Below are 21,519 nucleotides of genomic sequence, written 5' to 3'. Positions count from 1 at the left end.
CCATTGTGGAGGCGTTTTTTTGTCTGCCGACGGGGAAGGCACAGTGACTGTTCGCCAGATGGAGACTGCCTGGGCATTTCGAGAAGGGGGATGGCATATCCGCTTCTCCTTCGCGGGCATCGATAGCCTGCTCCTCCTCTGGCTGCTCAAGTGCATTCGAGATGATCAGGATCAAGTTCCCTTACTGCAATTTTGGATAATTCCTACACCCACTCCCTTGTCTCTTTGGCTATGGTGATGAGCCTGGTATTGGGACAGCTCATGTGACGGTCATACCCCGCGCAGAGTTGTTCGGGGGGACGAGGCAGAGGGTACTGAAGTCCGGCTTCGAGAGGGTGAAGGCAGTGTGCCATCTATCTGGTCCAAGGTTGACCCGTGCGAGTTTTTGCAAATAGGCTGCTGCCCTGACGAGTTGCCCGGGCAGGCCAATACGGCTGGATCATTGAGTCATCTCCAGATCCGATTCAGCTATCAGTCCAGGTATCACAAGGTGTGGTTGAGGCTTGGCATCTGGATGCCTCAATACATTGACCAAGGATAAGTCATATGCGTCAAAGGGATTTGAGATTCACCTTCTCCGTGCTGTCCGGCCGGATGGAGTTCGAGGTCGTAGAGTTCACCCTGGAAGAAGCCATTAGCGAGCCTTATCGGCTGACGCTCGAACTGGCCAGTGACAACCCCAGCATCGATTTTGCCCAGGTCCTCGATCAGCCGGCGTTGCTGACTATCTGGCAAGGCACCACGGCTGTTCGTTATGTCCACGGTTTGGTCTCCAGCTTCACCCAGGGCAAAACCGGCTTTCGTCGTACCCGCTACCGTGTGGTGGTCGAGCCGCAGCTTGCCCGGCTTGGCCTGAGTTCCGACTGGCGCATCTTCCAGCAGAAAAGCGTGCCCGAAATACTCAAGTCGGTGTTGGCCGAGCATGGGATCCTGGACTATCAGCAGAACACCCATACCGAGCACCTGCCTCGCGAATACTGTACCCAGGCGGGGGACACCGACCTTTACTGGTTCGACCGGCTTTCCACGGAAGAAGGCTTGTTCTACTACTTCAAATCCGACGCGACTTCTCACAGGCTGATCCAGAGCGACAAGCTCTACGTTCAGGAACGCATCCAGGGTGAGCCGGTGCTGTACAGCACGCAGCCGGCTGGAGACGCCGAACGGCCTGTGCTGTACGCGTTCAGCTACACGGAAAACGTCCGCACGGCCGAACAGACCCAGCGTGACTACACCTTCAAGCGTCCCGCGTTCAACCAGCAACAGCGCCTGGTCGGCGAGGACCTGGAACACCAGGCCCCACACTATGAACGCTACGACTATCCAGGACGCTACAAGGCCAGCGCAGCAGGTAAGCCCTTCACTGAAAACCGCCTGCGCGGTCACCGTCGAGATGCCCAGGTCGCCATGGTCGAAGGTGACGATCCGCGCCTGATTCCAGGCCTTTCCTTCCAACTGACGGGCCACCCCCGGGAAGACTTCAACCGCTGGTGGCGGTCAGTCCGAATCACCCACAGAGGCGTGCAGCACGCCAGTCAGCAAGAAGAGTCCGCCGACGCTGAAATGGGCGTGAGCTACGACTTCACCGCCGAGATCATTCCCGAGCAAATGGAGTGGCGCCCGGAGCCTCTGCCCAGGCCTCGTATCGACGGGCCGCAGATCGCCAGCGTGGTGGGCCCGGAAGGCGAGGAGATCCACACCGACGAGTTTGGCCGGGTAAAGGTTCAGTTCCCCTGGGACCGGGAGGGCAAGGACAACGAGTTCAGCTCCTGCTGGATCCGGGTCTCGCAGAACTGGGCCGGTGCTGACTGGGGCCATATGGCGATCCCGCGAATTGGCCAGGAAGTCATAGTCGACTACCTAGATGGCGACTGTGACCAACCGATCATCACCGGCCGCACTTACCGTGCGAGCAACATGCCGCCGTACCAACTGCCGAATCACAAGATCCTCAGCACCATCAAGAGCAAGGAGTACAAAGGCAGCCGTGCCAACGAACTGCGCATCGACGACACCACCAAGGAGATCAGTGCCGCGCTGATGAGCGATCACGGCAGTACCGCGCTGCACCTGGGGTACCTGACTCACCCACGCCCCGACGGTGGTGCGCCACGGGGTGAAGGCTTCGAGTTGCGTACCGACGAGCATGGTGCGTTGCGAGCGGCCAAGGGGCTGTTGCTCAGCACTGAAGAGCAGTTGAATGCCAATGGTGGGCATCTGAACCGGGCGGTTGCTGTTCAGGTATTGGAGGCGGCTCTGCAACTGGCCAAGGACTTGGGTGACTATGCCGCGGACCATGAGGGTGTTGGTCATGACACCGCGCCGCAAAAGACCCTCAGTGACGCGGTTCGCGATCTGGGGCATGGGGCCAACGATGAGTCGGGCAAAACCAACGGTGGTAACCCGGCCATTGCCCTGAGTGGTCAGGCCGGTATCGCCGCCGCGTCTCCTAACAGTGTCACCCTGGCGGCTGGCGAGCATATTGACAGCGTGGCCCAGCAGAACCAGCAACTGACGTCAGGGCAGAAGTTTGTGGTCAATGCCGGCACCGACCTTGGGTTGTTCGCCCAAAGCGGCGAGATGCGCCAGATCACCCATCAGGGGCCAATGTTATTGCAGGCCCAGAAAAACAACATCCGCGTGGAGGCGGATCAGAGCGTGGAAGTCAGCGCGAGCAAGCAACATGTGCTGATTTCGGCCAAGGAGCACATCACGCTGATGTGTGGTGGTGCCTACCTTACCCTCAAGGGCGGCAACATCGAATTGGGGATGCCCGGCAACTTCATTGTCAAGGCGGCCAAGCACAGCCTGGTCGGCCCTGCTCACGCCTCAACCACCTTCAACTCCTGGGAGTCCACGCCGTTCGACGACGCCTTTGTCCTGCGGGACGAAAACACCCTGGAGCCCCTGGCCAATACGGCCGTGGAACTGCTGCGCGGTGATGGGGCGCCGCTCAAGCTCACTACCGATGCCCAGGGGCGATTGCCGAGGCAACAGGACCTGGCAATGGATAGGGTTCAAATACGGGTTCTGGCCAAGGGAGCCAGTATCAAGGGTGACAGGGAGTCCACCACATGAGCAGCGAAGCGAATACCCAGGAAGTGATAGTCCCGCGCGCGCGTGACAACCTGGGGCGTCCCATCTACACCAGCCAGCTCACCCGCACTGAGGATCAGCGCGACAAGGTATTGCTGGTGAAGCAGCAGGTCACCATCCCGGTAATTTTCATTCCCGGCATCATGGGGACCAACCTGCGCAACAAGAAGACCTTGAACAGTGTCTGGAGCCCGCCCAATGCATCGTTCAGCCTTGGCGATATCGCGGGTGTCCTGGGGGCATTATTTGTCTGGGGGTTCCGAGGTCCGAAAAGACGACAGGAGTTGCTCAAGCCTGATGATGTCGAGGTCGATGATCGTGGATCTGTCGATCCCGGTGCATCGGGGCTGAGCGAAGAGGCCGCGCGGATGCGCGGCTGGGGCAAGGTCATGCGCACCTCCTACAACCCGATCATGGCTTTGCTGGAAAGCCGGCTGGACCATATCGTCAAACAGCGCGAGCTTCAGGGATGGTGGCAAGCTGAAAGCCTGCGCTCGCCTTCCGACTATGGCGAAGAGTTGGGCAGTGCCGCTCCCCTTAGCAGCGAGGAGCTGACTGCCGCGGGCAAGTATCAGTTCGATATCTGGTGCGGGGGCTACAACTGGCTGCAATCCAACCGCCAATCCGGCCAGGACGTGCGCGACTATATCGAGAACACCGTGCTGCCTTTCTATCGCGAGAAGGGCGGTGTCGATCCTGAGCAACTGGCCCGGACCAAGGTCATTCTGGTCACTCACTCAATGGGCGGTCTGGTTGCCCGATCGCTGACCCAGCTCCATGGCTATGAGCGGGTGCTGGGCGTGGTTCATGGCGTGCTGCCCGCGCTTGGCTCGTCGGCCATCTATCACCACGTGCGTTGTGGCTATGAAGGGGCACCCCAGATCGTCCTGGGAGCCAATGCAGGTGAAGTGACGGCGGTAGTGGCCAACTCACCCGGTGCGTTGGAGCTGGCCCCCTCTGCGGAATACCGGGGAGGGCGTCCCTGGCTGTTCCTTTGCGACGCGCAGGGACAGATCATGAAGGACATCAATGGGAAGCCTCGTGCTTATCCTCAGCACGGTGATCCTTATGAGGAGATCTATAAGAGTTCAGCCTGGTATGGGTTGGTGCCGGAGCAGAATGTTAAGTATTTGGATATGTCGGAAATCGTTAAGAGAAAAATCCCACGGGAGGAGTTTGATCAGCGAATAGACGACGTTTTCACCTTTCACAGTGATCTAGCAGCGGCAGGCTACCACCCCGAAACCTACGCTCACTATGGGGCTGACGACTCCTCTGACAGGCACAGTTGGCGGGACATGATCTGGCAAGGCGATTCAACTTCCTTGGAGTCATCAGGTTCTACCGTCAAGGACAATGAGAACGGTAGTTACAACGGCTGGTTTCGCCGAGGTCTGCCTTCGGTTGTTGAGGGGCCTCTACGATCTGCAATGTCCCAAGAGTCATTTGGCAGCGGCGGGGACGGAACCGTACCGACCGACTCCGGCCTGGCCCCTGGCAAAGCCGGCATCAAGGCCAGCTTCCGCCAGGGCAGCAAGGGCGTCGGGCAGTACAACACCGACAAAGGCTACGAACATCAAAAAAGCTACAACGACAAGCGTGCCCAATGGGCCACGTTCTATGGCGTTATCAAAATTGCCCAGAATGCTGACTGGGCAGGAGGTTCATGATGCGCCTGCGCCAGTTCTTCACTGTTCTTGGCATGGTCGCCTTGATCAGTATCACCAGTTGCACATCATTCTCCTCTTCTCGGAACTCTTCCATGGACAAGACCGGATGGATCACTCATTGCTTTGGCAGATTTCTGATCGACTTGCCGCCCCAGGCGGAAATTAGAGCGGGGTATTACCTCTGGGGCGATAACATCGAGGCGCTCGACGAAACACCGGTCACTCTGGCTGCCAGAATTAGTCAGCGTGAGCAGGAACTGAAGGCTCAACCGCATAGAAGGCAACAAGGTAGCCTGTTTCTTCGCCGACTAGACCTTGGGGGGAACTCGACAGGGCTGCTTTCCTGGAAATCCAATGCCAGTACAGCGATGTATCTATTGGATGCTTACGCTGTTTCCAAACCGACGTGGCGTGCTTACCGTTGGATGGGAGGTGTATCGAAAAGTCTTGAATCACAGGGTATTGAAAGTGCCACTTCTCTGGCCCACAGCCTACGTTCCCGCGAACCCAACGAGATTCCCTCAGAGCCTGGCTTTTGTATTGATCAAGCCTATATCGCGGGTAACAGTTTTCAAGGTGAACGGTTCGATATTGGCGTGACCTTTCCTGAGTATCCTGGCGCCCACTTTGAGTTCACTTCCAGCACCGGCGCCGAAGAGGATCGGCTGCTGGATCGGGTGGGTGGTTTCCTGGCGGGGGCCGCCAGGACGGTTGCGGGTATCGAGACCTTGCGCAAAAGAGAGCGTGGTGGAGCGGTCCCTGCTGATGAATACCTGCTTGCCGGTAGAGACAAGGGGCAGCGCATCTACACCTTCGCTTGGGAGGCGCAGGGTAAGGATGAATCGATTACCGAGCCAAACATTTCAGCCGCGCTTGGCGTACTCGAACGTAGCCCTGACAGCAGCGGCAAGCTGCCAGCACCTCCATTCAAGTCAGATAAAGAGGCCCTGGATCTGTGGGACACCATTATCGATTCGATCCGGTTACGCCCGGTGTCCTCGAAGCCTCGGGGCGATGGAAATGTGGGTAGCCCCTCTCCGACAGCCCCAACTCTGGGGAGTACGAAACCGATGACTGACGACTATGCCATCGAGGAGTTCCTGGCCGACATAAGGCCTAACAACAGCAATTGGATGGATGAGTTGTAAAAACTCCAGTGGCATCAGTATTTGTTGTGACAGGAGGCCGCTTGCGTCTCTGGAATATTGCCCTCCATGACCGAACCCTTGTCCTTCGGTAGGCATAAAGCCTGCCAAAGGACAAGTGTCTGATCGTGTAATGGAAAAGGAACAGGTATGGACAACATTCGAGACGATGAGAACCACAGTGACAACGACGGGTTTCGTCGAGGCCTGCCCTCGATTGTCGAGGGCTTCCCGCAATTCTCCCAGAGGGATGATGGGGCAGGAGGTTCATGATGCATCTGCACCAGTTCTTCACTGTTCTTGGCATCGTCGCCCTGACCGGTATAACCAGTTGCGCATTACTTCCTTCTTCTCGGAACCCCGCCATGGACAAGGCCGGATGGATCACCCATTGCTTTGGCAGATTCCTGATCGATTTGCCGCCCCAAGCGGAAATCAGAGCGGGTTACTACCTATGGGGTGACAATATCGAGGCACTCGACGATACGCCTGCGGCCTTGGCTGCCAGAATCAATCAACGTGAGTCGGAGTTAAAAAACCAGCAACATGATTCGAAGGGCAGTATGTTTCTCCGCCGTTTGGATTTTGGGGCCGGTGCGTCTGGATTGTTATCTTGGTCTTCAGAAGTCTCTTCCGAGATATATCTTCTAGATACCTACCTTGTTTCTCAGCCAGCATGGCGCGCTTATAAATGGGCAGGAAAGGCGTCGACAGATAGAGAGCTTCGCGCCATAGAAATTTCTACTACGTTAGCCCGTGATCTTCGCTCCCGCGAACCCAATGAAATTCCCAGCGAATCCGGATTTTGCATTGATCGTGGCTATATCGCAGGCAGTTATTTCCAGAGTGAGCGGTTCGACATTGGCGTGACTTTTCCCGAGTATCCCGGCGCCCACTTCGAATTCACCTCCAGCACCGGAGCCGAAGAAGATCGCCTGTTGGATCGGGCAAGTGGTTTCCTGGCAGGTGCCGCGAGGATGGTGTTAGGGATCGAGACCCTGCGCAAAAGAGAACGTGGCGGTGCGGTTCCAGCCGACGAATACCTGTTGGCCAGTACCGACAAGGGACAACGTATCTATACGTTCGCCTGGGAGGCCCAGGGCAAAGATGGCTCGATCACCGAGCCAAACATCTCAGCCGCGCTTGGCGTACTCGAACGTAGTCCCGACAGCAGCAGCAAGCTGCCAGCTCCTCCATTCAAATCAGATAAAGAAGCGCTGGCGTTATGGGACACCATCATCGGCTCCGTCCGCTTGCGCCCCGTCTCCTCTGCTTCGTCCGGCGGCAGTGCAGGAGGTTCTTGAGTGCTCATCCTTCGGTACCTGATGCACCGCTACAACTGGATCAGGTCGCATCAATTCAACGATGGGCTGCCGCCCGCCGTGGCCGAAGAAAAACTTAAACCACTGTCTGGGATGGGGTGACCACTACAGGTTGTGTGGCGACTTAAATTGATCAGGTTTCTTTAGCGTTTACATGGATTGAAATGCAATGCCAAAACCTGCTTCTGGACCGATGAAACCGGATCATTCTCTACTGATTGTGTGGTCAGCACTCATCGCTTTCTTTGCCTTGTTGATCGTGCTGCTGCGGATTGCGCAGCAAAATTACATGATGGCTATTGGTGCGGTCTGGGCCGCGAACAGTCTGACAATGGTCCTGCATGCGCTGTACTGGCGACGTTATGGTTTGTCCAAAGTCTGCAAGGTCGCCGTCGTGATTCAGGCCGTGCTTACAATCGCGCCGCTGTTGTTCGGAGAGCTCGGGCTGCTAATGGTTTTCTTCATGTTTGGTGGAGAGCTTCGTTATTGGTAGTGCACCGATATGGCGGTTAATTCATCTCGGACTCCCCGCGAGGGAGTCGCTAAACGTCTGAACATTGCAGCAGAAACGGAACAATCCAAGGAGCAGATATGGACATCATCCGACTCGGCGATTCCACCAGTCACGGCGGAACCGTGATTGAAGCGTTCAACCAAACCGACCTGAACGGCAAACCCATGGCCGGCGTCGGGCACAAGGTCACATGCCCTTTATGTAAAGGCGTGTTTCCTATTTCCGAGGGCAGCGCACTGCTGGATGTTGGCGGTGTTCCGGTGGCGCTGCATGGAATGAAAACCGCCTGTGGAGCCAGCCTGATCGCCAGCGGTCCGAAAGGAGACGCTGAGAGTTAGTCAGGTAAAGTTCTATGAAGGAAAGGCCTAGTAACTGTTGGGTGAGCTCAGACTTTCTGGCGCTTCGGGTGATGTGAGTGGCAATTCGTTGCTCCTTCATCAGTTGCGGCAAAATGGCTTAGGTAATTGAAGGCTGGAACTGAACATCTCGACTAACAGGACGCACATTTATGGAAACGCCCATCTCTCAAGTCAGCGAGCGTTTGAACAATCGCCGGTTTACTGTCGCGAACAACGCCCAAGGGCTATCCGGGGCAGGCACGGTATTTCATTACCGTGTCGAGGAAGATGCCATTTTCAGCACTTACCAAGGCGGGCGGATCCGCATGGGTAATCAAGTCGGGCGCGTGACAGGCCCCGATACCATCGAGCTTCTTTATCAGTGCTTGACGACGGATGGCGAGATGCTTGCCGGCTGGTCGCGTGGCACGGTGGGCGTTGATCAAGCAGGACGTACTACTCTGAGCTTTGTATGGGGTTGGTTGTCGGGCGCGACTGGGGGAGGGGAGTCGAACTACGTCGAGCTTGTCGCGTAGTGGTTAAGGTTCTGATGCTTGCGTCCATCAGCAGCACCATCGAGCAACCCTCGCACACGGCCCCTGAGCGTATCCAACCCCCGAACTATAATTAATAAGCACCCCCATTTGCCCGGCGAGTACCACCACGCCCATCCACAACCCACCACGCTCACCCGCCAGGCAGAGGGCAGTCCAACCAATGGGACGGGACGCCCAACTGATTACGCGAGAGGGGCCCGCCATGAAACTTCATTCCTTCCAGCATTACTCCCATGGTCTGGAAATGGCCGTTCACGATGCCTGGATCACCACTAAGGTGAAGTCGGCCCTGGCCTTTGCCGAACCGACCCGCGGCCTGCATATCAATGTCAAAACCCATGCGGGTATCGTCACCTTGAGTGGTCGGCTCATCACCCATAAGCAGTGTGAGCAGGCCGTCAGCCTGACCCGTGCGGTGCATGGCGTCGTCGATATCGAGGCCAGCGACTTGCAGACCCATATGTTCACGCCGGGCAGCCTGCCTGAAGCGCCCAACGCTGAAGAGAGCCGCGAATACTCTTCGCAGTCGTCGACGAAGAAGGACGACAAATAACGAAGGTGATTGCTTGAGCGTCGCCCCGGGAAAACTGGCCGGCGCTGGGTTCGATAGCCCTTTCGGCAGGGGCTCAGAAGGATCATCAGCACGCTGAAAGCCCCACCTCAGCCGGTGGGGCTTTTTTATCAGGCACCAAAGGCAGCATGAAACCAGGCTACGTCTGGCCAGTTGCAACGCGCAGGCAATCCCTTCAGCCCATCGCGGCCAGCATCAAATCCAGATTCTCCACCGCCGCCCCCGCCGCGCCTTTGCCCAGGTTGTCGAACACCGCCGCCAACAGCACCTGACCCTCACCCTCAAACACCATCAAGCGCATAGCGTCCGTATCGTTCAGCGCCTGTGGATCAAGGCCGGTGAGTTCTTGTGCATGCCGAATCGACATCACCTGCACGCAACCGCTCCCGGCGTAATGCTGCTCCAGACAGGCATGGATACGCGCGGCATCGACACCCGGGGCAAGCAGGCGCAATTGCAGTGGAATGGTCAGCACGATGCCCTGGCGAAACGCACCGTAGGCCGGGACGAACAGCGGCCGTTCGCTGAGGCCGCTGTGTTGCTGGATCTCCGGCACATGTTTGTGGGCCAGGCCCAGGCCGTAGATCTGGAAGGCAGCCGCTTGGGAAGCATTCGGGCCTTCATGTGCTTCGACCGCAGCGCGGCCGCCGCCGGAGTAGCCGGAGATGGCGTTGATGCTGATCGGGTAGGCCTGCGGCAGTAGCCCGGCTTGCAGCAAGGGGCGCAGCAGGCCGATGGCGCCGGTGGGGTAGCAGCCGGGGTTGCTCACGCGTTTTGAAGTAGCGATACGTTGCGCCTGTTGCGGGTGCATTTGCGCGAAGCCGTAGGTCCAGTGGGGGTGGGTGCGGTGCGCCGAGCTGGCGTCGATCACCCGCACGGCCGGGTTGCGGATGCTGGCGACGGCGTCGCGGGCGGCATCGTCGGGCAGGCAGAGCAGGGCGATGTCGCAGGTGTTGATGGCTTCGGCGCGGCGTTGCGGGTCTTTGCGCTGGTCGGCGGCGAGGGTCAGCAGGTGCAGGTCGCTGCGGCCGCGCAGGCGCTGGTGGATCTGCAACCCGGTGGTGCCCTGGTCGCCGTCGATAAATACGAGGGGTGTGCTCATGTTGTGTGCTCGCAAGCCGGAAAAGTTGGGCAAATCTTCCGGCTGAAGCTGAAATAGAGAAAGTTGAATTTAATAACGCTAAGCTTCAGTTTTTCTGAATCTGGAGCGACCCATGCGCGAAATCAGCCTCGACCGGTTGCGCACCCTGGTGGCGATTGTCGACCTCGGCTCCTTTGCCGAAGCGGCCCGCGCGCTGAACCTGGCGCCGCCCACGGTCAGCCTGCATATCGCCGACCTGGAGACGCGGGTGGGCGGCTCGCTGTTGTCGCGCACCCGCGGGCGGGTGCAGCCCACGGCCATTGGCGAAACCCTGGTGGAGCGCGCGCGGCGCTTGTTGGCCGATGCCGAGCAGGCGCTGGAGGACGTGCAGCGCCAGGTCCTGGGCCTGGCCGGCCGGGTGCGCCTGGGGGCGTCCACTGGCGCCATCGCCCAGTTGCTGCCCCAGGCCTTGGAAACCCTCGGCCAGCGGCACCCGGGCATCGACCTGCAGGTGGCGGTGCTGACTTCCCTGGAGAGTTTGAAGAAACTCGCCGAAGGTTCGCTGGATATCGGCCTGGTGGCCCTGCCGCAACCCCCAGTCAAGGGCTTGTGCATCGAGCCCTGGCGCAAGGACCCGGTCATGGCTTTCCTGCCGGCCCGCTGGCAATGCCCCGACCCGGTGACCCCGCAGTGGCTGGCGGCCCAGCCCCTGATCCTCAACGACCACAGCACCCGGCTGTCGCGCCTGACCTCGGAGTGGTTCGCCCTGGGCGGGCAGCAGCCCACGGCGCGCATTCAGCTCAACTACAACGACGCGATCAAGAGCTTGGTGGCCGCCGGTTATGGCGCCACCTTGTTGCCCCACGAAGCCGCCACGCCGCTGCCCGACACGCGGATCGCCATGCGCCCGTTGCAGCCGCCACTGTGGCGTCAGCTGGGCATCGCCCATCGGGACGGGAAAGTGGAGCGCTCGACCCAGCATGTGCTGGAGGTGTTGTGGGGGCTGAGCGCCGATTGACGACGGAGCGTCCTAGCCCAGCAGATGCTTGGAGATGTACTTGGAGATTTCCACCATCGAGGTCTTGCCGGTGAACTCGAACTTCACCCTGCCCAGCGACGAAAAGTAGATCTCCAGCTCGGAATCCAGGTCGAAGGTGCCGGAGGTTTCCACCGAGTAGGCGACGATATTTTTGTAGGGCAGGGAGGTGAAGTCCTTTTTACTCCCAGTGATGCCCTGCACGTTGATCGCGATAATGCGCTTGTTGGTAAACACCACACCGTCGCGCATGGCCTTATAGGCGTCGATCACCTGCTCGCCTTCCAGCAACAGGTCGCTGACCCGTTCCGCGTATTCGTCGTTTTGCTTGAGCTTGAAGAAGCCTTTGTTGTTGAAGTCGATCATGGGGGAGTCCTTATTCTTGAAGCGATATACCAGGTTTTTTGCTGGCAGCTAAGGTTTATCGGACCTAGCTTAGGTTTAATCTGCTCCAACGTATATGAGCGAGCCTACACCGAGTACTGTGCTCTAACAGGGTCGTACATTGGTTTTATGGAAAGCCGGCTGTAGAAAGTGTCTGCTAAAGAAACTGCGCTTTTAACTGCCCATCTAGCACAGCCTGATCCCAGGACTTTATCTGGATAGAATGTGTTGCCTGCGCCGGTTAGTGAATTAAGTTCGAATTTTCCTCTGAGCTTTTTCTCAAATTTATGAAGGTCTCTTTGTTCTTCTGATATTCCAGTTGGGTGCTGAATGGTCTCTGGTTCGTAATGTATTAGAGCATTTCTGAGTTCTATCAGAAGTTTAACGTCCTGATATGGATAGCTGCTTTTGTCAAAAGGCTGACTTTCATTGAGGTCTAAGGCAATTTCGTACTTTTCTAGAATGGAATAGCTTGCTGTTCTGGGGATGCCGCGGGTCCATAGTTTTGCCATTAATTTGCAAGTTGGCAGCGTGGCGACCTTTGCATAAGGTTCTTCAGCGCAGTCTGAGAAAAACTCATTGATTGTTGCCTCTAAGAATGCAACAGATAGCATTATTGTTGATACGATACAGGCATTATGTTCACGTAGTCCGTTTGTGGATTCGCTTTCGCCAAGAGTCAGTGTGGGCTCAAGTTCAGTACTGCGCTTTGCAAATAGACTTGCTGCCGAAAGATGAGAGATTGACAGGTAGTTTCGGCTGGTCATTGTTACTTGTATTTGCATATGGGCGTCTCTTTGGTTTTTTATCTGAGGTGAGTTGTAAAGGGCCTAGCGCTCTTGTTTTAGAGCTTGTGTCATTGGACTTTTTTGAGGCTTCAAAAGAGCTTTTCTGCATGCAAAATAGGTGGGCCTGATTCGAGCTTGCTGGTATTAGATATTAGGGCTTTTTCTATGTTCGCCACTTACTACTCCTGATTCTCCGGCCACGCCTCAGTCGGAAAATACGCCTCCAGCCCCGGCCGTTTGTGCTCTGCGCCATTGTCGATCCAGTAGCAGCTCAGGCGGCTGTAGTTGTCCAGGTCGCCGCGCAGCAGGCAAGTGCTGCTGTGACCGGGCCAGTAGAAACGCAGGACATCGGCTTCGGCGATGCTTGCCCGTTCGACTTTGCCGGTGGCGGTGGTGGTCGTGCCGTTGATGGTTTTCACCAGGGTCAGGGTGCCGTCCTGATAGCGGATTTCGGCGTTGCCCGAGTAGGTCACGCCGCCGTCCGGCTCCTGGCCGATCAGGGCGTAGCGGCCTGGGGTCATGCTGTAGTAGAGGTGGGGCTCCGGCTCGTTCTTGGTGGCGGCGAGGCTGCCGAGGCTGGTGAGCAGCAACCCGAGCAGGGCGCTGGCGGGCAAAAGGCGATTCATGGGGCGCGGTCCTTGGCGAAATCGACGGCCATGATTCCAGACTTGGCGCCGGCGTGGAATCCTCCCGCGCTGGCGCCGATCACGAGGGTTGCCGGTAGCGGTCGTTAAAACAACTTCCAGCTATAACTCAGCAACAACCGGTTCTCATTGATATCGGTCCGATAGTTCGACCTCGCCACCACATTGCGCACCTTGATCCCCAGCCCGCCCAACGGCCCGGACTGGATCACGTAGCCGATATCCAGGTCGCGCTCCCAGTCCTTGCCCTCAAAGCCCTTGCCGGTGTCGACGTTGTCGCCGCGGATATAACGCACGGTGCTGGTCAGGCCGGGCAGGCCGCTGGCGGCGAAGTCGTAGTCGTAGCGCAGTTGCCAGGAGCGTTCGTCGGTGTAGGCGAACTCGTAAGTTGGCACTTCGTTGCCCAGTGGGGTGATGTTGGCGAAGACCCGGGGGAAGGCGCTGTCGCCGAACATGCCCTGGTAGCCGACGTAAAAGGTATGGCCGCCGCGTTTGGCTGACAGCAGGGAAAAGAAGGCCTGGTTGTCGATGGCGCCGAGCAGCTGTTTGCCGTCCTCTTCGCTGTTGTAGTAACCGAGGTTGGCGCCGAGTATCCAGCCGCCCAGCGGCTGGCTGTGTTTCAGGCCGAGGAAGCGCTGGTGGTAGATGTCCTCCAGTTGGCCGTACCAGGCGCTGAGGCTGGTGCGTTTGTCGTTGAAGGCGTAGTCGGCACCAAAGTAGTTGAAGGCGTCGCTGCTGACCGCGCGTTTTGGCACATGGCCGAGCATGGCTTGCAGTTTGCCGTCGCCGGATTCGTTGCGCAGGCTGGTGGAGCGCAGGCGGCCGCCTTGCAGGGTCAGGCCGTCGATGTCGTTGGAGACGATGCTCGCGCCCTGGTAGGACGGCGGCAGCAGGCGGATATCGCTGAAGCTCAGCACTGGCAGGTTGGGTTGCAGCTCGCCGATGCGCAGCTCGCTTTTCGCCAGGCGCAGTTTCAGCGCCAGGCCGAGGCGGCTGTAGTCGTCGGCGGCTTCGCCGTCCTCCTGCACCGGCAGCAGGCCGCTGTTGACCCGGCCCTTGCCGCTGTCGAGCTTGAGCCCCAGGGTGCCGATGGCATCCAGGCCCACGCCTAGGGTGCCGGGGGTGTAGCCGGACTTGAAGTTGAGGATAAAACCCTGGGCCCATTCCTGGGCCATGGACTGCTCGGTGCCGCGGATATCCGAATAGTCGCGGCTGAAGAAGTAGTTGCGGGCCTGGAGGGTGGCGGTGGCGTCCTTGATAAAACCGCCTTCTTCGGCCAGCAGCGGCTGGGGCACGCTCAGGCACACCGCGCTGGCGCCCAGCACGGCGAGGGTCTTTGCAGGTTTCATTGCTTTTACTCTTATTGTTATGGAAAGCAGTTCACTGCGCGCAGGCTAGGGGCGGGTATGGCGCTGGCACTATCCGTTGCGTGCAGACCTGTATCCCTTTTCTGCAGGCATGCTTTTTGGCGGCAAGGGGAGGTGGGCGCAACCGCGAGTCAGTTGCGCGCGAGGCGTCAGGCGTCGGGGTGTTCGGCGCGCAGTTCGTCGATCATCCGCAAACAGTGGCTGAGCCCCGCCGACACATCGCCGACCCGCCGGCTGATGATGATCGGCGAGGTGGCGTTGGCCTCCAGCAGCGGGCTGAAGCCGATGTCGTCGCGGTGCAGCAATTGCACCGAAGCCGGCACCAGGGTGATGCCGATGCCGGCGCCCACCAGGCCGATGGCGGTCTGCAGTTCGTTGGTCCATTGCACGATGCGGATATTCAGGCCGTGGGTGTTGAACAGCGCGATCACGTGGTCGGCGTAGCTTGGGCGCGGATTGCCGGGGTAGAGCACAAAGGGTTCGTCGGCCAGTTGCGCCAGGCTCACCGGCTGGCCGATCAGCGGATGCCCGGCGGGCAGGGCGGCCACCAGGCGATCCTCGGTCTGCACCTTCTGCACGATGGCCGGATCGTCGATGCGGATCCGCCCGAAGCCGATGTCGATGCGTCCGGCCTTGAGCGCTTCCACCTGTTGCAGGGTGGTCATTTCCGACAGCCCCAGTTCCAGGGCCAGGGTCTCGTGGCTGCGCAGGCGGCGGATCAGTTCCGGCAGCAGGCCATACAGGGTCGAGGGAGCGAAGCCGATGCCGAGCCAGGTCTTTTCGCCGTGGCCGATGCGCCGGGTGTTGTCGCAGACTTTGGCCAGTTGCTCCAGCAGCGCGCTGGAATGCTCATAGAAAAAACGCCCGGCTTCGGTCAGGCGCAACGGCCGGCCGCGCTCCAGCAGCAATACCCCGAGTTCCTCTTCCAGTTGCTGGATCTGCCGGCTCAGGGGCGGCTGGGCGATGTGCAGGCGCTCGGCGGCCTTGGTGAAGTTGAGGGTCTGGCCCAGCACCTGGAAGTAACGCAGATGACGCAGTTCCATAAGGCCTCCGCAGGCAACGGTTGGATACCTTCAAGGTATCGATCCAGACCAATTCTATATTGGAACCCCGGAAAAAGCCGTACGAGAATCGGGTCCATAACTTCAAGAACCTGATGGGTATGGAAATGCTTTCGAGTGCCATTGAATCGATCGAAACAATCATCGTCGATCTGCCAACCATCCGCCCGCACAAGCTGGCGATGCACACCATGCAGAACCAGACCCTGGTGCTGATCCGCCTGCGCTGCGCCGACGGTATCGAAGGCCTGGGCGAGGCCACCACCATCGGCGGCCTGGCCTATGGCAATGAAAGCCCGGACAGCATCAAGACCAATATCGACCGTTTCTTCACGCCGCTGCTGCTCGGCCAGGACGGCGCCAATATCAATGCCGCCATGCAGCGCCTGGAGCGCAGCATCCGCGGCAACACCTTCGCCAAGTCCGGTATCGAAAGCGCCTTGCTCGACGCCCAGGGCAAGCGCCTGGGGCTGCCGGTCAGCGAGCTGCTCGGCGGCCGGGTGCGCGACGCCTTGCCGGTGGCCTGGACCCTGGCCAGCGGCGACACCGCCAAGGACATCGCCGAAGCGCAAAAGATGCTCGACCTGCGCCGCCACCGCATCTTCAAGCTGAAGATCGGCGCCGGCGAGGTGGACCGCGACCTGGCCCACGTGATCGCGATCAAGAAGGCCCTGGGCGACCGCGCCAGCGTGCGGGTCGATGTCAACCAGGCCTGGGACGAAGCGGTGGCGGTGCGCGCCTGCCGGGTCCTGGGCGGTAACGGCATCGACCTGATCGAACAGCCGATCTCGCGCAACAACCGCGCCGGCATGGTGCGCCTCAACGCCATCAGCCCGGCGCCGATCATGGCCGACGAATCCATCGAATGCGTGGAAGACGCCTTCAACCTGGCCCGCGAAGGCGCGGCCTCGGTGTTCGCCCTGAAGATCGCCAAGAACGGCGGCCCGCGCGCGGTGTTGCGCACCGCGGCGATCGCCGAGGCGGCGGGCATCGGCCTGTACGGCGGCACCATGCTCGAAGGCGGTATCGGCACCCTGGCGTCGGCCCATGCTTTCCTCACCCTCAATACCTTGAGCTGGGACACCGAGCTGTTCGGCCCGCTGCTGCTGACCGAGGACATCCTCGCCGAGCCGCCGCTGTACCGCGATTTCCAATTGCACGTATCCCGGGCGCCGGGCCTCGGCCTGAGCCTGGACGAGGAGCGCCTGGCGTTCTTGCGCCGCGACAAAGCCTGAACTGCCATTCATCACGTCTTAAGGAGTGCACCATGCTGTTCCACGTCAAAATGACCGTGAACCTGCCGGTCGACATGAACCCCGAGCGCGCCGCCCAGCTCAAGGCCGACGAAAAGGCCCTGGCCCAGCGCCTGCAGGAGCAGGGCAAGTGGCGGCACCTGTGGCGCATCGCCGGCCTGTATGCCAACTACAGCGTGTTCGACGTCGACAGCGTGCAGGAACTGCACGACCTGCTGATGCAACTGCCGCTGTACCCGTACATGGCTATCGAAGTGAACGCGCTGTGCAGGCATCCTTCGTCCATTCATGCGGATGACCGCTGAGCCCTCGCCAGCCCGCTGCACACTCTAATAAATACAAGATGAGGAATAATCATGAACGTCCGAATTTCCCACACTGCCAGCGCCCAGAAGTTTCTCGAAGAAGTCAGTGGCCAGTTCAACGACCAGGGCAACCCGCGCACCAAGGCCCTGGTGTACCGCATCCTGCGTGACACGGTGAACATCATCGAAGACCTCGAGGTGACCCCGGAAGAGTTCTGGAAGGCGGTCAACTACCTCAACGTGCTCGGCGCGCGCCAGGAAGCCGGGCTGCTGGTGGCCGGCCTGGGCCTGGAACACTACCTGGACCTGCTGATGGACGCCGCCGACGAGCAGGCCGGCAAGACCGGCGGCACCCCGCGCACCATCGAAGGCCCGCTGTACGTGGCCGGTGCGCCACTGAGCCAGGGTGAGGCACGCCTCGACGATGGCGTCGATCCGGGCGTGGTGCTGTTCATGCAGGGCCAGGTGCGCAACACCGCCGGCGAACCGCTGGCCGGGGCCATTGTCGATGTCTGGCACGCCAATACTGGCGGTACTTACTCCTACTTCGACACCACCCAGTCGGAGTTCAACCTGCGTCGGCGCATCGTCACCGATGCCGAAGGCCGCTACCGTTTCCGCAGCATCGTGCCGTCGGGCTACGGCTGCCCACCGGACGGTCCGACCCAGCAGTTGCTCGACCAGCTGGGCCGCCACGGCCAGCGTCCGGCGCATATCCACTTCTTCATCTCGGCCGACGACCACCGTCACCTGACCACCCAGATCAACCTCGATGGCGATGAATACCTGCACGATGATTTCGCCTACGCCACCCGCGACGAGCTGATCGCCAAGATCACCTTCAGTGACGATCAGCAGCGTGCGGCGCAGCATGGGGTCAGCGGGCGTTTTGCCGAGATTGACTTCGACTTCACCCTGCAGCCGTCGGCCCAGCCCGAGGAGCAGCAGCGCCTGGAGCGGGTACGAGCGCTGGAGGACTGACATCGCGGCAGATCCCGAATCGGGGCCACGGGATGACTTGACGGTTGTCCCGTGGTTTTTGCCATTGTGAACCGTGGTCGATGTTTTGCGTGATGTGCCAGCGGTGACGAACGATCACCGCCCGATAATAACAATCCCAATAATTAGAACTGGGAGTGACCCGCTTATGGAAACGCATCTGTTGAGTGAGCGCAGCAGGGTATTCGCCCAGGCCGATCCCTATGCCGTGTCCGGCTATGTCAACCAGCATGTGGGCAGCCACTGCATCCGTTTGCCCAAGGCCGGCAGTCCCCAGGCCAGCCTCAATCATCGGCAGTTCGCCAGCCTCGACCTGTGCTCGATCAGCTACGGCGGCAGCGTGCGCGTCACCTCGCCGGCGCTGGAAACCATCTACCACCTGCAAGTGCTGCTGCGCGGCCACTGCCTGTGGCGCGGCCATCGCCAGGAACATTACTTCGCCCCGGGCGAGCTGCTGCTGATCAACCCCGACGATCCGGTGGACCTGACCTATTCCGACGATTGCGAGAAATTCATCATCAAGGTGCCCACCCGCCTGCTGGAGTCGGTGTGCCAGGAGCAGCGCTGGCTGTATCCGGGGCAGGGCGTGCGCTTCGTGGGCAACCGCTACCAGCTGGATGAGCTGGAAGGTTTTATCAACCTGTTGGGCGTGGTCTGCCGCGAAGCCGAATCCGTCGAATGCATCCCGCGGGTGCAGGAGCATTACGCGCAGATCGTCGCGAGCAAGATGCTCAGCCTGATGAAGACCAACATCCGGCGCGCGGGCCTGGGTTCGTCGTCGGCGACCTTCGAGACGATTGCCGATTACATCGAGCGTAATCTCAAGCAGGACATCGGCTGCGAGGAACTGGCGCAGCAGGCGCAGATGAGCCTGCGCTCGCTCTATGCGCTGTTCGAGCGCAACGCCCGCAGCACGCCCATGCGCTACATTCGCCAGAAGAAACTCGAGCGGATCCACGCCTGCCTGCGTGACCCCAGCTGCAACGTGCGCAACATCACCGAACTGGCCATGGACTTCGGCTTCCTGCACCTGGGACGCTTCTCGGAAAGCTACCGCAAGCAATTCGGCGAACTGCCGTCCGACACCCTCAGACGCCGGGCTTGATCCGGCTTTTGCTTCTGCTTCTGCTTCTGTAGGAGCGGCCGGTCGACGCTCGATCGCCGGCGATGGCGAACGACACGTAGGTGTTTGATCCGACGCCATCGCGAGCAAGCTTCGCTCCTACAGAAGCTGTGCCCACCGCATCATTCGTGATTCCTCGTGTAGCCGCTGCCGAGCCCGCGAGGCTGCGATCGACTGCGCAGCAGTCGCAAAACCTGAAACCACGATCGTTCTGGATAAATGCGACGCCCGAGTGGCGGCCACTGCATCGGACTTCCTTGCAACCCGAGCGCAGCCTCGGCGGCTACCCCCTGTAGGACTTGCCCTACAAAACTCTGCAGAAAACGGATAGTGGTCTGCACGCAACGGATATTGCCCCCGCACACCCCGCCCTAGCATGAGCCTTGCCTGAATAAAAACAACGGAGGCGGCGGCCATGACCCTGCGACCCGAATACCTTCACTCCCTGCTTGAAGAAGACCGTGACCGGGGCGTCTACCGCTGCAAGCGGGAGATGTTCACCGACCCCCGGTTGTTCGACCTGGAAATGCAGCACATCTTCGAGGGTAACTGGCTGTACCTCGCCCACGAGAGCCAGATCCCCAACAACAACGACTACTACACCACCACCATGGGCCGGCAGTCGGTCTTCATCGCGCGCAACAAGGACGGCGAACTCAATGCCTTCCTCAATGCCTGCAGCCATCGTGGCGCCATGCTCTGCCGGCACAAGACCGGCAACAAGTCGTCCTACACCTGCCCGTTCCACGGCTGGACCTTCAACAACTCCGGCAAGCTGCTCAAGGTCAAGGACCCGGCCGCCGCGGGCTACCCGTCGAGCTTCAACTGCGAAGGCTCCCACGACCTGACCAGGGTCGCGCGCTTCGAGTCCTATCGCGGCTTCCTGTTCGGCAGCCTCAACCCCGACGTGCTGCCCCTGGTGGAGCACCTGGGCGAATCGGCGAAGATCATCGACATGATCGTCGACCAGTCCGCCGACGGCCTGGAAGTGCTGCGCGGTTCCTCGAGCTACATCTACGAAGGCAACTGGAAACTCACCGCGGAAAACGGCGCCGACGGCTACCACGTCAGCTCAGTGCACTGGAACTACGCCGCCACCCAGAGCCAGCGCAAGCAGCGCGAAGCCGGCGAAGAGATCAAGACCATGAGCGCCGGCAGCTGGGCCAAGCAGGGCGGTGGTTTCTACTCCTTCGACAAGGGCCACATGCTGCTCTGGACCCGCTGGTCCAACCCCGAGGACCGCCCGCTCTACGAGCGCCGCGACGAGCTGGCCCGGGATTTCGGCCAGGCCCGCGCCGACTGGATGATCGAGAACTCGCGCAACCTGTGCCTGTACCCCAACGTCTACCTGATGGACCAGTTCAGCTCGCAGATCCGCATCGCCCGGCCGATCTCGGTGGACCGCACCGAGATCACCATCTACTGCATCGCGCCCAAGGGCGAAAGCGACGAAGCCCGGGCCATGCGCATCCGCCAGTACGAGGACTTCTTCAACGTCAGCGGCATGGCCACCCCGGACGACCTGGAGGAATTCCGTTCCTGCCAGATGGGCTACCAGGGCAGAGGCAATGCCTGGAACGACATGTCCCGCGGCGCCGAACACTGGGTCGAGGGCGCGGACGACGCGGCCAAAGAAATCGACCTGCAACCGATCCTCAGCGGCGTGCGCACCGAAGACGAAGGCCTGTTCGTGATGCAGCACAGGTACTGGCAGCAAACCATGCTCGAGGCGCTTGCCGCCCAAGCCGCGCGAACCATTGCCGTGGAGGCTGTGTGATGAGCATTTCCCATGACACCGTGCGCGACTTTCTCTACCGCGAAGCGCGCTACCTGGACGACAAGGACTGGGACAGCTGGCTGGAGCTCTACGCCCCCGACGCGACCTTCTGGATGCCGTCCTGGGACGACAACGACGAGCTCACCGAAGACCCGCAGCGGGAGATCTCGCTGATCTGGTACGGCAGCCGCTGCGGCCTGGAGGACCGGGTGTTCCGGATCAAGACCGAGCGCTCCAGCGCGAGCATTCCCGACACCCGCACCTCGCACAACCTGAGCAACATCGAGGTGCTGGAGCAGGCCGACGGCCTGTGCAAGGTGCGCTTCAACTGGCACACCCTGAGCTTTCGCTACAAGACCGTCGACAGCTACTTCGGCACCAGCTTCTACACCCTCGATGTGCGGGGCGAGAACCCGCTGATCAGGGCCAAGAAAGTCATCCTGAAGAACGATTACGTTCGTCAGGTCGTCGATGTCTACCACCTCTGA

21 protein-coding genes are annotated in these 21,519 nt (G+C 59.9%); 15 read left to right on the top strand and 6 right to left on the bottom strand.

Annotated elements, in window-relative coordinates; all coding sequences use genetic code 11:
• The first annotated feature begins 546 nt into the window (after window positions 1–546).
• The 8 genes from PVZ78_RS20810 (at window position 547) to PVZ78_RS20775 (ending at window position 9,195) form a co-directional block, all read left to right on the top strand.
• On the top strand, window positions 547–3,078 hold the full coding sequence (locus PVZ78_RS20810; RefSeq protein ID WP_273829182.1) for a type VI secretion system Vgr family protein: 2,532 nt from the start codon (window positions 547–549) through the stop codon (window positions 3,076–3,078).
• Window positions 3,075–4,766, top strand: a complete 1,692-nt coding sequence (locus tag PVZ78_RS20805) for an esterase/lipase family protein (RefSeq protein ID WP_038633841.1) — start codon at window positions 3,075–3,077, stop codon at window positions 4,764–4,766. Before PVZ78_RS20810 ends, PVZ78_RS20805 begins: the two co-directional genes overlap by 4 nt.
• A complete protein-coding gene (locus PVZ78_RS20800; protein ID WP_038633839.1) occupies window positions 4,763–5,914 on the top strand; it encodes a T6SS immunity protein Tli4 family protein in 1,152 nt (383 codons plus the stop codon). The genes PVZ78_RS20805 and PVZ78_RS20800 overlap by 4 nt, the downstream gene beginning before the upstream one ends.
• 266 nt (window positions 5,915–6,180) lie before the next feature.
• A complete protein-coding gene (locus PVZ78_RS20795) occupies window positions 6,181–7,215 on the top strand; it encodes a T6SS immunity protein Tli4 family protein (RefSeq protein ID WP_273829181.1) in 1,035 nt (344 codons plus the stop codon).
• Window positions 7,216–7,402: 187 nt separating this feature from the next.
• Entirely contained in the window at window positions 7,403–7,726 is a 324-nt protein-coding gene (locus tag PVZ78_RS20790) for a hypothetical protein (protein ID WP_100208959.1), read from the top strand.
• Window positions 7,727–7,824: 98 nt separating this feature from the next.
• Entirely contained in the window at window positions 7,825–8,085 is a 261-nt protein-coding gene (locus PVZ78_RS20785) for a PAAR domain-containing protein (protein WP_023964134.1), read from the top strand.
• Between the two features lie 170 nt (window positions 8,086–8,255).
• A complete protein-coding gene (locus tag PVZ78_RS20780) occupies window positions 8,256–8,621 on the top strand; it encodes a hypothetical protein (protein WP_016702350.1) in 366 nt (121 codons plus the stop codon).
• A gap of 223 nt (window positions 8,622–8,844) precedes the next feature.
• Window positions 8,845–9,195 (top strand): BON domain-containing protein, encoded by a 351-nt coding sequence (locus PVZ78_RS20775; RefSeq protein ID WP_028682062.1) that lies wholly within the window; start codon window positions 8,845–8,847, stop codon window positions 9,193–9,195.
• A 193-nt stretch (window positions 9,196–9,388) separates the two neighbouring features.
• Here the strand turns inward: PVZ78_RS20775 and argC are convergent, their stop codons facing one another.
• Window positions 9,389–10,315, bottom strand: a complete 927-nt coding sequence (gene argC / locus PVZ78_RS20770; RefSeq protein ID WP_273829180.1) for an N-acetyl-gamma-glutamyl-phosphate reductase — start codon at window positions 10,313–10,315, stop codon at window positions 9,389–9,391.
• A 112-nt stretch (window positions 10,316–10,427) separates the two neighbouring features.
• Between argC and PVZ78_RS20765 the strand changes: the two genes are divergently transcribed.
• Window positions 10,428–11,312: a LysR family transcriptional regulator gene (locus tag PVZ78_RS20765; RefSeq protein WP_273829179.1), complete on the top strand. Its 885-nt coding sequence runs from the start codon at window positions 10,428–10,430 to the stop codon at window positions 11,310–11,312.
• Window positions 11,313–11,324: 12 nt separating this feature from the next.
• Here the strand turns inward: PVZ78_RS20765 and PVZ78_RS20760 are convergent, their stop codons facing one another.
• From PVZ78_RS20760 to PVZ78_RS20740, 5 genes are all read right to left on the bottom strand, one after another.
• Entirely contained in the window at window positions 11,325–11,696 is a 372-nt protein-coding gene (locus PVZ78_RS20760) for a PH domain-containing protein (RefSeq protein ID WP_016702346.1), read from the bottom strand.
• A gap of 104 nt (window positions 11,697–11,800) precedes the next feature.
• Window positions 11,801–12,499 carry a hypothetical protein gene (locus PVZ78_RS20755; protein WP_273829178.1) on the bottom strand — a complete coding sequence of 233 codons (699 nt, stop codon included), beginning with the start codon at window positions 12,497–12,499 and terminating at the stop codon, window positions 11,801–11,803.
• Window positions 12,500–12,681: 182 nt separating this feature from the next.
• Window positions 12,682–13,128 (bottom strand): hypothetical protein, encoded by a 447-nt coding sequence (locus PVZ78_RS20750; RefSeq protein ID WP_273829177.1) that lies wholly within the window; start codon window positions 13,126–13,128, stop codon window positions 12,682–12,684.
• A 104-nt stretch (window positions 13,129–13,232) separates the two neighbouring features.
• A complete protein-coding gene (locus PVZ78_RS20745; protein WP_273829176.1) occupies window positions 13,233–14,495 on the bottom strand; it encodes an OprD family porin in 1,263 nt (420 codons plus the stop codon).
• 167 nt (window positions 14,496–14,662) lie between these two features.
• Window positions 14,663–15,556: a LysR family transcriptional regulator gene (locus PVZ78_RS20740; protein WP_009049932.1), complete on the bottom strand. Its 894-nt coding sequence runs from the start codon at window positions 15,554–15,556 to the stop codon at window positions 14,663–14,665.
• A 125-nt stretch (window positions 15,557–15,681) separates the two neighbouring features.
• On the opposite strand from PVZ78_RS20740, the gene PVZ78_RS20735 reads away from it, so the two are divergent.
• The 6 genes from PVZ78_RS20735 (at window position 15,682) to benB (ending at window position 21,519) form a co-directional block, all read left to right on the top strand.
• Window positions 15,682–16,809 (top strand): muconate cycloisomerase family protein, encoded by a 1,128-nt coding sequence (locus tag PVZ78_RS20735; RefSeq protein WP_162098611.1) that lies wholly within the window; start codon window positions 15,682–15,684, stop codon window positions 16,807–16,809.
• A gap of 32 nt (window positions 16,810–16,841) precedes the next feature.
• Window positions 16,842–17,132: a muconolactone Delta-isomerase gene (gene catC / locus PVZ78_RS20730; RefSeq protein ID WP_009044734.1), complete on the top strand. Its 291-nt coding sequence runs from the start codon at window positions 16,842–16,844 to the stop codon at window positions 17,130–17,132.
• Window positions 17,133–17,183: 51 nt separating this feature from the next.
• Window positions 17,184–18,113, top strand: a complete 930-nt coding sequence (gene catA, locus PVZ78_RS20725; protein ID WP_009049930.1) for a catechol 1,2-dioxygenase — start codon at window positions 17,184–17,186, stop codon at window positions 18,111–18,113.
• 166 nt (window positions 18,114–18,279) lie between these two features.
• A complete protein-coding gene (locus PVZ78_RS20720) occupies window positions 18,280–19,236 on the top strand; it encodes an AraC family transcriptional regulator (protein WP_124340501.1) in 957 nt (318 codons plus the stop codon).
• Between the two features lie 433 nt (window positions 19,237–19,669).
• A complete protein-coding gene (gene benA, locus PVZ78_RS20715; RefSeq protein WP_273829175.1) occupies window positions 19,670–21,031 on the top strand; it encodes a benzoate 1,2-dioxygenase large subunit in 1,362 nt (453 codons plus the stop codon).
• Complete coding sequence (gene benB / locus PVZ78_RS20710; protein WP_016702337.1) at window positions 21,031–21,519, top strand: benzoate 1,2-dioxygenase small subunit; 489 nt, start codon at window positions 21,031–21,033, stop codon at window positions 21,517–21,519. The genes benA and benB overlap by 1 nt, the downstream gene beginning before the upstream one ends.

The organism is Pseudomonas sp. SBT1-2, assembly GCF_028640875.1.
GTDB classification, from domain to species: Bacteria; Pseudomonadota; Gammaproteobacteria; order Pseudomonadales; family Pseudomonadaceae; genus Aquipseudomonas; species Aquipseudomonas chlororaphis_I.
Note: the sequence above shows the minus strand (reverse complement) of the source record. Positions and strands in the feature narration are given on the sequence as shown.